We start from the raw sequence: 14,979 nt of genomic DNA, 5'->3' as shown, positions 1-14,979 counted from the left end.
GGTGCTCCTCAGAACCTCCGACCCGAGACGTTTCAACTCGGCACCTACGCAACCGCGTGCTTCGGACCCGAAGCCCCGCACTGCGTCGTGGAAGAGTCTGTTATTGCCTTTGGCGCATTTGGTCCCTTGCTGACTCTTAAAGTAATCAATTCTTTGGGCCTTCTTCGCCTTGACATTTGTCAAAAATAGCAGGCTGGGACAGTAATTTTTATTGACCGCCGACCGCGACGCAGCGTCACAATTGCGCCACGCGATTAGACCGCAAAGCGGCGGTTTGCGGCCCTTCCATGCACCTGACGCGTTTTGTTCCTGACCGGTCCCGCCGACATTGCGAATCCTGTCAGCTTTGGGTGAAGGATGAGCTCTTCAAAGGGGCATCCTTGCGCGATGAGGACGGGTCTTCTTCTGCGAATCGGATCAGGCGTTCGACCGATTTGATCGTGGCGCGGTTCTTCGAGATGCTCACGCCATAGGGCTGAAGGCGCTTGAAGGCACGTGACAGGGTTTCGGGCTTCAGGCCAAGCCAGCTGGCGATCAGCCCCTTGTCATAGGGCAGCACAACCGTGCATGCACCATGTTCTGTCTTGCAAAGCCCCAGAAGGAAATCCGCGATTCTCTGCGCGCCTGTATGGGATTTGAGCTGCTCCAGCTGATCGACAAGCGCGCGGTTGCGGCTCACCGATGCGCCCAGAAGCGCATGGCACAATTGCGGGTTTTCCTTGATCGCGCTCCACAGGCTCCGCGCGTCAATCTGCATGATATGCGAGTCCGCTACCGCTTCGGCACCCGTCGAATAGACCTCACCCGGCATTGCGCTGGCTTCGCCAAATGCGTCCTCTCTGCTGAGCACCGAGACGACGGCTTCGACTCCGCAGGGCAACAGACGATAAAGCTTGACCCATCCATCAAGCATGATGAACAGCGAATGCGCGGTTTCACCCTGGTAAAAAAGTCGTGCTGCCGCGTTCAACCTCGCGTTGTTTGGCGTCGCGGATCAAAGGCAAAACCTGGTCTCGCGGAAGGTCCCGAAAGACGGCGGACTTGAGCGCCACTTCAGTATTCAGATCAACGATGTGTGCAGACAATTCGACGCGCCTTCGGCTTCACAATTAAAAGTACTATTTCACATTCACCATTAGGGAGTTGGAGTAGCCCCCTGAAAGTGGTCCACCAACTGGGATAGATTATCCCGCAAATTGGAGGATCAGCGATGGCTGGAAAACGAGAGAAGCCCGAAGAGATTGTTTCGAAGCTTCGACAGGTTGAAGTTCTGCAGGGGCAAGGCGCGACGATTGTCGAGGCAGTGCGCCAAATCGGCGTGACGCAACAGACGTTCTATCGATGGCGAAAGCTCTATGGCGGGATGCAGCGGTCTCAGCTTGCCCGTCTGAAAGAGCTGGAGAAAGAGAACCAAAGGCTGCGTCGAGCGGTGTCCGATTTGACCTTGGATAAGCTCATCCTGACGGAAGCCGCAAAGGGAAACTTCTGAGCCCTTCGCGTCGCCGGAAATGCGTCGACCATGTGCGGCAGGAGCTTGGCGTGTCTGAACGCCGCGCCTGCCGCGCACTTGGGCAGCATCGATCGACGCAGCGCAAGGTCCCCCAAGGCCGTGCTGATGAAGCGCGATTGACCGACGACATCATTGAGCTGGCCGACCAGTACGGGCGCTATGGGTATCGCATGGTCACTGGTTTGCTGAACAACGCTGGGTGGTGTGTGAATCATAAGCGGGTTGAACGGATATGGCGGCGTGAAGGGCTGAAGGTTCCACAGAAACAGAAGAAGAAAGGGCGGCTTTGGCTGAACGACGGATCATGCGTGCGTCTCAGGCCCGAACGACCGAACCACGTTTGGTCCTATGACTTCGTGCAGGATCGAACCGCTGATGGGCGCGTCTATCGAACGCTCAACATCATCGACGAATACACCAGGGAGGCGCTGATGATCCGCGTCGATCGCAAACTCAACTCAACCGATGTGCTGGATGCACTGACCGACCTGTTCATCCTGCGTGGCCCGCCGGAGTGGATAAGATCCGACAACGGACCAGAATTTATCGCTCAGAAGGTGCGAGACTGGATCGCCGCCGTCGGAGCAAAAACGGCCTACATCGAACCAGGGTCGCCTTGGGAGAATGGATATTGCGAAAGCTTCAACGCCCGTTTCCGCGACGAGCTACTCAACGGCGAAATCTTCTATACCTTACGCGAGGCTCAAATCCTGATCGAGCAATGGCGCGTCCACTACAACACGGTCAGACCCCACAGCGCATTGGGTTACCGCCCACCCGCGCCCAAAAGCATCGTTCCAATGGACCAGAGGCCCACGATGCACTAACAATTAAACCGGACCACCCGAAGGGGGCACGCCAATCTGGGTCATCAAATTTTGAACAATCAATATCTTCTTGAGCAATAGAAGGTGATCCAAGGAGCGAAAGAAGCGTGATGAATACGCAGCGTTTTAAAGAAAAGAATTTCAACATATAAATTTCCTCAATACAGCATAAGCCAGCGACCATTTAGGTCTCTACACATTGGGATTTAGCGGCAATTGCACTATTTAGAATACGATACACCGATGCGCGCCCAATTCCTAGCTGTCGAGCTATCTCAGCCTTCCCTGTCCCGGCAGTGTGTAGTTGTATGACCTCTTCAGACTTGGCGCGCGCGGTGGGTTTGCGACCCTTGTATTTGCCCGCAGCTTTAGCCTTTGCGATGCCCTCGCGTTGGCGTTCTAGCATTATACCCCGCTCGAACTCAGCCATGCCTCCAAGAACCGTCAGGATCAACTTACCTGTCGGCCCTGCGGTGTCTATTCCCAACCCCAATATCCTGAGGTGTGCTGATTTGGTGGTTAGGTCGTCCAAAATTTTCATGAGGTGGCTGACAGAGCGGGCCAACCTGTCCAGTTTGGTCACCACCAGCGTGTCACCCTCCCTGATATATTCTATTGCAGCGTCCAGCTGGGTGCGGGCTTTGATATCAACCGAGGACACCTGTTCTTCGAAAACCTTGTCACAGCCCGCTTTCTTCAGTTCTTCAAGCTGGGTATCCAAACCCGCCTTTTGTTCAATTGTTGAAGTCCTTGCATAGCCGATCAGCATCTGTGCCACCTGTCTCATTGATATCTCAGATTATGAGGCATAAATGTCTCAAAAGCAATAAAATATGTATATGATACAGTTAGTTACACGATACTTTGGCGTCTCAAAAGGGCAAGCCCTATCGGACACCAGCCGCGCTTACGGCCCAGAGCCGACATCTGACCCATCGGTTTGATGCTGCGGCGGCAGCCCGCTTTGCGGTCATTCGCTGCGAGTGCAAAACCTGACATGGGTTCGACGTCGGGAGTGCGGACTTTTGAGACATTCAGCCGAGCCCGGACAACTGGCGGTATCGGCCCGATTTCTGCCGTTCACCGGCCCGCCAGGATGCTGCAGCCGCAGCCCACATTGCCGACATTCGCTGCGTGCGCGAAGTTTAGGGCCAACTGAACTTGCAGAAGTGCGGACGCAGCTGCCTTTCAAGGCTGCAATAGTCTATTATAGGCTAGGGTTGCTCAGTCTCCCAATTGTCTCTACGGTTTAAAAAAGGTTTTATAGATTTTAACGGAGACGGACTATGCAATTTGGATCAGCATTTGCAACGATCGCGATACTCATATCCATTAGTACAAAAGCTTATGCTGAGGCTTATGAGAGCGACGGGGTCGCCACGGGCCAATCCAATTCAGAGATAACTGAATTTAGCGCTGACCACACGATTATGAATACGCGTACCGTTTACTCCAAGTTCGATATGGCAGATGCGACCAATCCGATGAGTAAACTCACGGGCCCCTGCTTCGGTGTCATGGAAATGCGTGGCGGTGCGGTTGAGGGCAATGGCGTCTGCGTATTTGACGGGCTCGAAGGGGATCGTGTGCTTCTTGGCTGGACCGCTCGGCGGCTGGATCCGCAGGGGCAGGTACACGGTTACTGGACAGTGAATAGCGGAACCGGTCTATGGCTGCAGGCATCCGGCGGCGGAACCTTTACTTCAAAGGTGAATCGGTCCAATGGCGCGGCCAAAAATACCATTAAAGGCGCCATCACTCTTCGTTAATTTTGCTCGAACAACCGCCAATCTCTGATCTTTCTAATATCTGCCTCCGACTGCACAGTGCTCTTGTCGAACGGACGGTTATTAAAGCCAACGTGAGCTTTGGGCTCCAAGCCGACATTTCCCGCGATGCCGCATCGACATCAATAGGATACATTGCCGGTGCAGTTCCGGCCCAAACCGGACACTCAGCACCATTCCGAGATTCAGCGGTCGCAGCCCGCATTGCTGCCATTGGCTGCGCTCTCTCAATCTTGGCGGTGGCAGATGTCGGGACCACTGACATGCGCGGACTTTCCACCATTCGTCACCGAACTTGGTTTAGGCCGAGACATCGCTTCGTGATGGCAGCGGTAAATTCTTCATCAAGGGTTCGGGCGGCGACACACCCGTCGGCGATGTGGCCTTCGCTTCTGCGAGCTGTGACGGCGCCGTATTGGTGACATAACTTATCTTAAATTCGACTTAAACGGTCCCACTCGCCGCCATCAACAGTCTGTATCCATTTTGGAAACGGTTTTCGCCGTTAAGCGAAATTACAAGTGGATCGACGATATGTGGACGTTTTGGGCCAGAACAGACAGCAATAGCGCCAACAATCCCGCGCTGAACCTGACTGGCGATCCGGCGACGCAAATAACATTCGTGGAGTCCGGCACGAATGGCGATCTGATCCTCGACACGAATGGCGGCGCGCCTGATCCAGATACGCAGGTTGAGATCGGCGGCATATCCTATGACTTCACCTTTGAGTTGTCTGGAGAGCTTCCAACGCAACAAAACCAAGGCGCGGGTCAAGTGCCGGACCAGTTCGAAGGTAATGTGGTTTATGTCATCACGGTGCAGGACTATCCGTCAGCTGGCGAAACGACGCGCTTGGCCTTCTTGCCGGATGACAATGCGACGCAGGCCGAGATGGATGCGTTCGGAAACGGTCGGATCGGCGTTCAAAACCTCGGGTCAGAACCCGCACCCGATTACATCGTCGAAGGCACGAGTGGTGATGATGTCATTGACATAAATTATACCGGGGACCTCGAAGGCGACCGGATCGACAATAACGACGGCAACCCGCTGCAGCCGGGTAACGCAGGCGGCAACAACGACTCGGTTACGGCAGGAGCTGGCAATGACTATGTCGTGTCAGGTTTTGGCGACGATACTGTATTGGGTGAGGACGGCAACGACACGCTCATCGGCGGCACTGGCGCTGACCAGCTTTTTGGTGGCTTGGGTGACGACGAGATATACCTCGCCGAAGGCGACAGTGCCGATGGCGGCGACGGCGACGACTTTTTCGTTCTGGAAGACCTCGGTGAGGCGGGAAGTTCCACGATCACCATCACCGGCGGTGAGACAGGTGAAACGAATGGCGACACATTGCAACTGACGCCAGATGTCAGCTACAACGACATCACCTTTACCAACACCGATGACGCGGCCGGAGGGCTTTCGGGTAACTTCACCATGTCTGATGGCACGGTCGTGACCTTCTCGGAAATCGAGAACATTATCTGCTTCACCCCTGGCACACGAATAATGACGGACCGGGGTGAGCGTGCAATCGAGACACTGCGACAGGGCGATATGGTTCTGACCCGCGACAATGGATTTCAGCCGATCCGCTGGATTGGGAAGAGCACCGTCGAAGGGCGCGGCAAGTTCGCGCCCGTTGCGATCAATTCAACTGTTATGGACGGGGCGCGTCGGCCGCTTATCGTATCACCGCAGCACCGGGTCCTTTTCACGGGCTATAAGGCCGAGCTTCTGTTCGGGACTGACGAGGTTCTGGTTGCTGCCAAGCATCTGGTCGACGGGTGTAATGTGCGCATCTTGGAGCGTAGACTGGTGAGCTATTTCCACATCATGTTTGACCGGCACGAGGTGATCTATGCCGAGGGCGCGGCCACAGAAAGCTTCCATGCGGCCGACATGGGGATCTCTGCAATATCGGACGAGGCGCGGGAAGACATGTTTGCCATCTTCCCACAATTGCGCAGCGACCCCAGTTTTCATGGCGAAACCGCTCGCATGTGCTTGAAAGCGCATGAGGCGCGGGCTCTGCTTTCGGGGATGCCAGCTTCAACCGTTGCAACTACGCCACCGCTCTGGAAACTCAGACCAAGGCTGCGCAACTTTCAGCGAACAGCATCCGGAAAACCAAGCGCCATACCGCTCACCGCCTAACCAGAAGATGAAAAATGCTTCTGCAAGCGGCGTTGCAAGAGCGCTTCCACTATGGGCTCGGAGCCGCCGTGCGGCGGAGCATTCGGATTCGACGCGATCTGGATGTCCGCTTCTTCAACACCGCCTCAATCAACGTGCAACTGCGGAGAAAGTCTGGTTTCCGCCCGTTCAAGTCAGGAAGTAGGAGCACATCACCTGCTCCAAGGTGGACGACAGGGTGGATAGAATTAGAAAGCAGCTATTTAAATAACTGATATAATTATGAATCTGAGGGAAATTTGGTGCCCAGGAGAGGACTCGAACCTCCACGTCCATACGGACACTAGCACCTGAAGCTAGCGCGTCTACCATTCCGCCACCTGGGCAGGTGTCGTGAAGCAGGCGTGTATCCCTGTCCCATTGTCCTGTCAACGGCGTTTTTACCCGTGCGGCATATCAGCATATGATCTTGTTCATCGCCGCACGGGGCGATAGGAAGATGGGGTATTCCACTGAGCCTGGAGGGCAGCACATGTCGAAACTCGTCACCATCTATGGCGGCTCGGGCTTTGTGGGCCGTTACATTACACGGCGTCTGGCCAAGGCGGGCTGGCGTGTGCGGGTCGCCGTGCGCCGCCCCAATGAGGCGATGCACGTGAAACCCTATGGTGTTGTCGGGCAGGTGGAACCTGTCTTCTGTAATATCCGCGATGACAACAGCGTGCGCGCGGTGATGCAGGGGGCAGATGCCGTCGTCAATTGCGTCGGTACGTTCGATGCGCGCGGCAAGAATAATTTCGAAGCTGTTCAGGACAAGGGCGCGGAACGGATCGCGCGGATCGCCGCGGAAGAAGGTGTAAGCCATCTTGTGCATCTGTCTGCTATCGGGGCCGATGCCGAGGCGGACAGCCTTTATGCCCAATCCAAGGCCGCAGGCGAGGCTGGTATCTTGGACCACTTCCCGAATGCCGTGATCCTGCGCCCCTCGGTCATATTCGGGCCTGAGGATCAGTTCTTTAACCGGTTCGCCAGCATGACGCGGTTTGGTCCGGTGCTTCCGGTTGTGGGCGCCGACACGAAGTTTCAGACGGTCTATGTCGATGACGTGGCCCGCGCCGCCGAGTTGGGCGCAGAAGGCAAGGCCGCACCGGGCATCTATGAGCTTGGCGGGCCTGATGTGAACACCTTCCGTGAGCTGATGGAGCAGATGCTGCAGGTGGTGCGCCGCCGCCGCCTGATCCTGAACATTCCGTTTGGCATAGCGCGGATCATGGCGTTTTTCATGGACATGGTTGCGATCGTTTCGGGGGGCCTTGTTCCCGCCCAGATCACCCGTGATCAGGTCAAGAGCCTCCGGGTCGATAATGTTGTTTCCGAAGGTGCCAAGGGCTTTGCCGATCTTGGAATTCGCCCAACGGCGCTTGAGGCGATCCTGCCGGATTATCTCTGGCGGTTCCGCCCCGCGGGACAGTTCGAGGCGCTTAAGGAAAGTGCGTCGAACCTCCGCACGGAGTAAGCGCCTGCCTCAGCTATAGGCGATAAACAGAAGCACAAGCCCCAGGATGACGCGGTAAATCACGTAAGGCGTGAAGCTGACCGAGCGCAGCAGGCGCATCATGAGCACCAGCGAAAGCAGCGCCGCGACAAAGGCGAAACTTGCAGCAATCGCCCCATCCCGGAGCAGGCCGATATTTGCCTGATAAGCGGTCTCGCCTGCCAGCAGCGTGCCGCTTTCGATGATCGTGGGGATCGACATCAGCATTGCCAGCCGCGCCGCATCATGCCGCGTATAGCCCAGAAAACGCGCCCCGGTGATCGTGATGCCCGAGCGCGAGGTGCCGGGGATCAGGGCAATCGCCTGCCAGACACCCATGACCATGGCATCGCGCAGGTCCCAGTCTTTCATGGTACGTTCAGAGGCCCCCGCCTGGTCGGCCCAGTAGAGCACAATGCCAAAGATCAGCATGGTCCAGCCGATGACGGCAATGGAGCGCATGGCATCGCTTAACCCGGTTAACTTGAGGATCAGACCGAAGGCGACGACCGGGATGGAGGAGATGATCAGCAGCAGCGCAAGCTTTGCGCCTTCCGTGTCGATCCGGCCCATGAGGGCGCGGGGCAGGCCCGAGAGGGCAAGCTTCACATCGGACCAGAAATAGAGAATCACCGCAAAGAGCGTCCCGACATGCACGGCCACATCGATGGCCTGACCCTGATCGTCCAGCCCCGTCAGATGCGGCAGCAGGATCAGATGGCCGGAGGACGATACCGGCAGGAACTCCGTCACCCCCTGGATCGCGGCCACCAGAATCAGATGGAAAAGCGGCATAAGCCAAACCCTGCTCAACTGTTTTTTGCAGCTATAAACCAATGTGACTTGGAGGAAAGGAAGGATTTGGGTCCGTATCGGAACTAAAATATTGCGATTTCCTTGATTGGGCGGGCGCCTCGGATGAATTTATTTAATAATAGGTCATAAGTTGTGACTTTTATTTTCATCTCGGCTGCTCTAGAGAGATCAAGCATTTGAAATCTCGTGAGGAGGCCGCCCGTGGCGAAGCAACCGATGCTGACTTTTGTGACCGTGGAACGGGACATGCCGGAGAAACGGCAGGCCGACGAGCGGCGCAAGGACTTCAACGAGATCTATGCCGAGTATGCCGACGCGAAGGCGAAAGAGCAGGCGAGCCGGTGCAGCCAATGCGGTGTGCCCTATTGCCAGAGCCATTGCCCGCTGCACAACAACATTCCCGACTGGCTGCGCCTGACCGCCGAGGGGCGGCTCAAGGAAGCTTATGAGATCAGCCAGGCGACCAACACCTTCCCCGAAATCTGCGGCCGGATTTGCCCGCAGGACCGGCTGTGCGAAGGCAATTGCGTGATTGAACAATCCGGGCATGGCACCGTCACGATTGGTTCGGTCGAGAAGTACATCACCGACACCGCCTGGGAAGAAGGCTGGGTTGAGACCATTGCGCCCAAGGCGGAACGCGTTGAATCCGTGGGCATTATTGGCGCAGGCCCCGGCGGGCTGGCGGCGGCGGATGTGCTGCGGCGCGCCGGTGTGCAGGTGACGGTCTATGACCGCTACGACCGCGCCGGGGGTCTGCTGACCTATGGCATTCCGGGGTTCAAGCTGGAAAAGGATGTCGTCATGCGGCGCATCGAGCAGCTTGAACAGGGTGGTGTCGAGTTTGTCATGAACTGCGACATCGGCACCGATCTGAGTTTTGAAGAAATCCGCAATAAACACAATGCGTTGTTGATCGCGACGGGGGTCTATAAATCGCGTGACCTGCCTGGTCCGGGCGCGGGTGCGAAAGGGATCGTCAGGGCGATTGATTACCTCACGGCGAGCAACCGGTTGAGCTTTGGCGACACGGTCCCCGAATTCGAAAGCGGTGAGCTGAATGCTGAAGGAAAACAAGTGATTGTCATTGGCGGCGGCGACACGGCGATGGACTGTGTGCGCACGGCGATCCGGCAGGGGGCCAAATCGGTCAAATGCCTTTATCGCCGCGACCGGGAGAACATGCCGGGCAGTCAGCGAGAAGTGCAGAATGCAGAAGAAGAAGGCGTTGTTTTCCAGTGGCTTAGCGCACCTAAAGGGTTCTCTGGCGATCCGGTGAGCACGGTCAAGGTGCAGCAGATGCGGCTGGGCGCGCCGGATGCGAGCGGGCGGCAAAGCCCCGAAGAGATTGAAGGGGCGGTGACGGACGAACCTGCGGACCTTGTGATCAAGGCGCTGGGATTTGAGCCGGAAGATCTGCCAACCCTTTGGAATCAAGAGGAATTGGAGGTCACCCGCTGGGGGACGGTCAAGGCCGAATTTACCACCGGGCGCACGGCGATGCCGGGGGTTTATGCGGTGGGGGACATCGTGCGCGGCGCGTCACTGGTGGTCTGGGCCATCCGTGACGGCCGCGACGCGGCAGCGGCCATTCTGGACGACCTGAATGCGGAAAAATCGGTGGCGGCGGAATGAGCGGAATTTTGTACGTTTTGTACAAAATCACCCCCTGTTTTGTACAAAATCCAGCTTTCGTTAACCGCGGTTAACAAAGAGCAAAGAAGAGACAGATCGGGTCAGGAACGCTGACCCAGAGAGTTAACAGACGGTCACCGATACGGCCGGACAAAGGAGCAAGCCCATGACCACATATGACGCAGACTGGGTGGCCCGCGAGGACGCCAAGCGCAAGTGGATGTCCGAGAACGGGATGTATCACGAGAGCGAGGAGCATTCCTCCTGCGGGGTGGGCCTTGTCGTGGCCAAGGATGGCAAGCCGAGCCGCCGTGTGGTCGAGGCGGGCATCGAGGCGCTGCGCGCGATCTGGCATCGGGGCGCGGTGGATGCCGATGGCAAAACCGGCGATGGGGCCGGCATTCACATCCAGATCCCTGTGCCGTTCTTCTATGATCAGGTACGACGCACCGGGCATGAGCCGCGCGAAGATCAGCTGATGGCGGTGGGGCAGGTGTTCCTGCCGCGCACGGATTTCGGCGCGCAGGAGACGTGTCGGACCATCGTGGAAACCGAAGTGCTGCGCATGGGTCATACGATCTATGGCTGGCGGCATGTGCCGGTGGATGTGGCCTGTCTGGGTGAGAAGGCCAATGCGACGCGGCCCGAGATCGAACAGATCCTGATCTCGAACAACAAGGGGATCGAGGAAGAGGAGTTCGAGCGCGAGCTGTATGTGATCCGCCGCCGGATCGAGAAGGCCGCCGCGAGCGCCGGGATCGGGCAGCTTTATATCGCGTCGCTGTCTTGCCGCAGCATCATCTACAAGGGCATGATGCTGGCCGAGCAGGTGAGCGAGTTCTACCCGGACCTGCAGGACGAGCGGTTCAAATCCGCCTTTGCGATCTATCACCAGCGCTATTCGACCAACACTTTCCCGCAATGGTGGCTGGCGCAGCCCTTCCGGATGTTGGCGCATAACGGCGAGATCAATACGCTGAAGGGCAACGTGAACTGGATGAAGAGCCATGAGATTCGCATGGCGAGCGGCGCGTTTGGCGACAAGGCCGAAGACATCAAGCCAATCATCACCGGTGGTATGTCCGACAGTGCGGCGCTTGATGCGGTGTTCGAGGTGCTGGTGCGCGCGGGCCGGTCGGCCCCGATGGCCAAGACGATGCTGGTGCCCGAAAGCTGGTCGAAACAGGCCGAGGACCTGCCGCAGGCCTGGCGCGACATGTATTCCTATTGCAACTCGGTGATGGAGCCGTGGGATGGCCCTGCTGCTCTGGCCATGACCGATGGTCGCTGGGTCTGCGCCGGGCTGGACCGGAACGGCTTGCGCCCGATGCGCTATGTGGTGACGGGTGACGGGCTGGTGATTGCCGGGTCAGAGGCCGGGATGGTGCCGATTGACGAGGCAACGGTGCGCGAAAAAGGTGCGCTTGGCCCGGGTCAGATGCTGGCCGTGGATATGCAGAAGGGCAAGCTCTACCACGACACCGAAATCAAGGACAAACTGGCGCGCGCGCTGCCCTTCGGGGAGTGGGTCGACAAGATCAACGATCTGGAAGACACGCTTTATGGCATCACCGAGAAGCCTGTCTTTACCGGCGCGGAGCTGCGGCGGCGGCAGGCGGCGGCGGGCTATTCCATCGAGGAGCTGGAGCAGATCCTGGCGCCCATGGCCGAAGATGGCAAAGAGGCGATTGCGTCGATGGGGGATGACACGCCAAGTGCGGTGCTGTCCAAGCAGTATCGCCCGTTGAGCCATTACTTCCGGCAGAATTTCAGCCAGGTGACGAACCCGCCGATCGACAGCCTTCGCGAGTACCGGGTGATGAGCCTGAAGACGCGGTTCGGCAACCTGAAGAACGTGCTGGATGAAAGCGGTGCGCAGACCGAGATCATGGTGCTGGAAAGCCCGTTTGTGGGTAATGCGCAGTGGGATGCGCTGATGCAGGAGTTCAACGCCGAGGTGGCGCGGATCGACTGCACCTTTGCGCCGGGCAAGGGCGCGTTGCAGGCCGGGCTGGAACGGATCCGGGCCGAGGCGGAAGATGCGGTGCGCAGCGGCGCGGGACATCTGGTGCTGAGCGATGAAGGGGTCAGCGACAGCCGGATCGGCATGCCGATGATCCTGGCCACGTCGGCGGTGCACAGCCACCTGACGCGCAAGGGGCTCAGGACGTTCTGTTCGCTCAATGTGCGGTCGGCCGAATGTATCGACCCGCATTATTTTGCCGTGCTGGTGGGCGCGGGCGCGACGGTGGTCAACGCCTATCTGGCCGAGGACAGCATCAACGACCGGATCGAGCGCGGGCTGATCGACGGGACGCTGACCGAGGCGGTGGCGCGGTATCGCAATGCGATTGACCAGGGTCTGTTGAAGATCATGTCGAAGATGGGGATTTCGGTGATTTCCTCGTATCGCGGGGGCCTGAATTTCGAGGCCGTGGGCCTCAGCCGTGCCATGTGTGCGGAGTATTTCCCCGGGCTGACCAGCCGGATCAGCGGCATCGGTCTGACCGGTATTCAGACCAAGCTGGAAGAGGTGCATCACAAGGCCTTTGGCCAGGGGCAGGACATCCTGCCGATCGGTGGCTTCTACAAGGCGCGCAAATCGGGCGAGAGCCATGCCTGGGGCGCGCAGACCATGCATATGATGCAGATGGCGTGCAACACGGCGAGCTATGAGCTGTGGAAGCGCTATTCGGCGGCGATGCAGGCCAACCCGCCGATCCACCTGCGCGATCTGCTGGCGATCAAGCCGATGGGCGCGCCGATCAGCATTGACGAGGTGGAAAGTGTCACGGCGATCCGCAAGCGGTTTGTCACGCCGGGGATGAGCCTGGGCGCGCTGAGCCCAGAGGCGCATAAGACCCTGAACGTGGCGATGAACCGGATCGGAGCGCGCTCGGACAGTGGCGAGGGGGGGGAAGACCCGGCGCATTTCACGCCTGAGCCGAATGGCGACAACCCCAGCGCCAAGATCAAGCAGGTGGCCAGCGGGCGGTTTGGCGTCACGGCGGAATACCTCAACCATTGCGAGGAACTGGAAATCAAGGTGGCCCAGGGTGCCAAGCCCGGTGAGGGTGGGCAGCTTCCGGGGATGAAGGTCACCGACCTGATCGCGCGTCTGCGGCATTCGACCAAGGGCGTGACCCTGATCAGCCCGCCGCCGCATCACGACATCTATTCGATCGAGGATCTGGCGCAGCTGATCTATGACCTGAAGCAGATCAATCCGCAGGTGAAGGTCTGTGTGAAGCTGGTGGCGCAGTCGGGCGTGGGCACGATTGCCGCCGGGGTGGCCAAGGCCAAGGCGGATGTGATCCTGATCTCCGGGCATAATGGCGGCACGGGGGCGAGCCCTGCGACGAGCATCAAATATGCCGGTCTGCCCTGGGAAATGGGCCTGACCGAGGCGCATCAGGTGCTGAGCATGAACAAGCTGCGGGACCGGATCACGCTGCGCACGGATGGCGGGCTGCGCACCGGGCGGGACATTGTGATGGCGGCGATGATGGGGGCCGAGGAATACGGGATCGGCACCGCGGCGCTTATCGCGATGGGCTGTATCATGGTGCGCCAGTGCCAGTCCAACACCTGCCCGGTGGGCGTGTGTACGCAGGATGAGAGCCTGCGCGCGAAGTTCACCGGCAATGCCGACAAGGTGGTGAACCTGATCACCTTCTATGCGCAGGAAGTGCGCGAGGTTCTGGCCTCGATCGGGGCGCGGTCGCTTGACGATGTGATCGGGCGGGCGGATCTGCTGACGCAGACCTCGCGCGGGTCGGCGCATCTGGACGATCTGGATCTCAACCCGATGCTGATCACGGTGGATGGGGCGAGCCACATCACCTATGACCGCAACCGGCCGCGCAATGAGGTGCCCGATACGCTGGACGCCGAGATCGTGCGCGACGCGGCGCGGTTCCTGAACGATGGCGAGAAGATGCAGTTGCATTACGCGGTGCAGAACACGCACCGGACCGTGGGCACGCGGGTCAGCAGCCATATCGTGCGCAACTTCGGGATGCGCAACAACCTGCAACCCAATCACCTGACGGTGAAGCTGACCGGGAGTGCCGGGCAGTCGCTGGGCGCGTTTGCGGCGCCGGGCCTGAAGATCGAGGTGTCGGGGGATGCCAATGACTATGTGGGCAAGGGTCTGTCCGGTGGCACGATTGTGGTGCGCCCGCCGATGATGAGCCCGCTGGAGGCGTCTGAGAACACGATCATCGGCAATACGGTGCTTTATGGGGCGACCGATGGCTATCTCTTTGCCTGCGGCCGCGCCGGTGAGCGTTTTGCGGTGCGCAACTCGGGTGCGAAGGTGGTGGTCGAGGGCTGTGGCTCTAACGGGTGTGAATACATGACCGGCGGCGTCGCCGTGATCCTGGGTGAGATCGGCGCGAACTTTGCCGCCGGTATGACCGGTGGCATGGCCTATCTCTATGATCCGGACGGGCGGGCGGCAAACCTGATCAACCCGGAGACGGTGGTCAGCTGTCCGGTGAGCGAGCCGCATTGGATGGGTGAGCTGGAAGAGCTGATCGAGCGGCATGCCGCGGAGACCGGCAGCCTGAAGGCGCAGAAGATCCTGCAATACTGGGATAGCGAGAAAGCGAACTTCTTGCAGATCTGTCCGATCGAAATGCTGGACAAGCTGGCGCATCCGATCGGGATTGAAAGAGAAGCGGTTCCGGCGGAGTAGGGTCTGTTTTCTGATTGAGCGCGCGG

At 58.6% G+C, this 14,979-nt stretch carries 9 protein-coding genes and 1 tRNA gene; 6 read left to right on the top strand and 4 right to left on the bottom strand.

What is annotated here, in order from left to right; translation table 11 throughout:
• Window positions 1-340 precede the first annotated feature (340 nt).
• On the bottom strand, window positions 341-913 hold the full coding sequence (locus EI983_RS18220) for a Crp/Fnr family transcriptional regulator (protein ID WP_246162228.1): 573 nt from the start codon (window positions 911-913) through the stop codon (window positions 341-343).
• Between the two features lie 297 nt (window positions 914-1,210).
• Between EI983_RS18220 and EI983_RS18215 the strand changes: the two genes are divergently transcribed.
• Window positions 1,211-2,337 (top strand): IS3 family transposase gene (locus tag EI983_RS18215; RefSeq protein WP_157705192.1). Its coding sequence is split into 2 segments (ribosomal slippage): window positions 1,211-1,475 and window positions 1,475-2,337, totalling 1,128 coding nucleotides; the frame shifts between segments, so codons are not numbered across the junction.
• A 184-nt stretch (window positions 2,338-2,521) separates the two neighbouring features.
• Here the strand turns inward: EI983_RS18215 and EI983_RS18210 are convergent.
• The gene (locus EI983_RS18210; protein WP_157708756.1) at window positions 2,522-3,106 is read right to left on the bottom strand and encodes a recombinase family protein; all 585 of its coding nucleotides are present in this window, start codon (window positions 3,104-3,106) and stop codon (window positions 2,522-2,524) included.
• 517 nt (window positions 3,107-3,623) lie between these two features.
• On the opposite strand from EI983_RS18210, the gene EI983_RS18205 reads away from it, so the two are divergent.
• Window positions 3,624-4,106 (top strand): hypothetical protein, encoded by a 483-nt coding sequence (locus EI983_RS18205; protein ID WP_157708755.1) that lies wholly within the window; start codon window positions 3,624-3,626, stop codon window positions 4,104-4,106.
• Window positions 4,107-4,658: 552 nt separating this feature from the next.
• Window positions 4,659-6,290 carry a Hint domain-containing protein gene (locus EI983_RS18200; RefSeq protein ID WP_157709155.1) on the top strand — a complete coding sequence of 544 codons (1,632 nt, stop codon included), beginning with the start codon at window positions 4,659-4,661 and terminating at the stop codon, window positions 6,288-6,290.
• A 279-nt stretch (window positions 6,291-6,569) separates the two neighbouring features.
• Here EI983_RS18200 and EI983_RS18195 read toward each other — a convergent pair.
• A tRNA-Leu gene (locus EI983_RS18195) sits at window positions 6,570-6,655 on the bottom strand.
• A 146-nt stretch (window positions 6,656-6,801) separates the two neighbouring features.
• Here EI983_RS18195 and EI983_RS18190 point away from each other — a divergent pair.
• Window positions 6,802-7,785, top strand: a complete 984-nt coding sequence (locus EI983_RS18190) for a complex I NDUFA9 subunit family protein (protein ID WP_157708754.1) — start codon at window positions 6,802-6,804, stop codon at window positions 7,783-7,785.
• A gap of 9 nt (window positions 7,786-7,794) precedes the next feature.
• Here EI983_RS18190 and EI983_RS18185 read toward each other — a convergent pair whose 3' ends face one another.
• Window positions 7,795-8,598: an undecaprenyl-diphosphate phosphatase gene (locus tag EI983_RS18185; RefSeq protein WP_157708753.1), complete on the bottom strand. Its 804-nt coding sequence runs from the start codon at window positions 8,596-8,598 to the stop codon at window positions 7,795-7,797.
• A gap of 222 nt (window positions 8,599-8,820) precedes the next feature.
• On the opposite strand from EI983_RS18185, the gene EI983_RS18180 reads away from it, so the two are divergent.
• Complete coding sequence (locus tag EI983_RS18180) at window positions 8,821-10,254, top strand: NAD(P)-dependent oxidoreductase (RefSeq protein WP_198389341.1); 1,434 nt, start codon at window positions 8,821-8,823, stop codon at window positions 10,252-10,254.
• A 166-nt stretch (window positions 10,255-10,420) separates the two neighbouring features.
• Window positions 10,421-14,953, top strand: a complete 4,533-nt coding sequence (gene gltB / locus EI983_RS18175) for a glutamate synthase large subunit (RefSeq protein ID WP_157708752.1) — start codon at window positions 10,421-10,423, stop codon at window positions 14,951-14,953.
• The last annotated feature ends 26 nt before the right edge of the window (window positions 14,954-14,979 follow it).

Origin of the sequence: Roseovarius faecimaris, assembly GCF_009762325.1 — a bacterium.
In the GTDB taxonomy this organism is placed as follows: domain Bacteria; phylum Pseudomonadota; class Alphaproteobacteria; order Rhodobacterales; family Rhodobacteraceae; genus Roseovarius; species Roseovarius faecimaris.
Note: the sequence above shows the minus strand (reverse complement) of the source record. Positions and strands in the feature narration are given on the sequence as shown.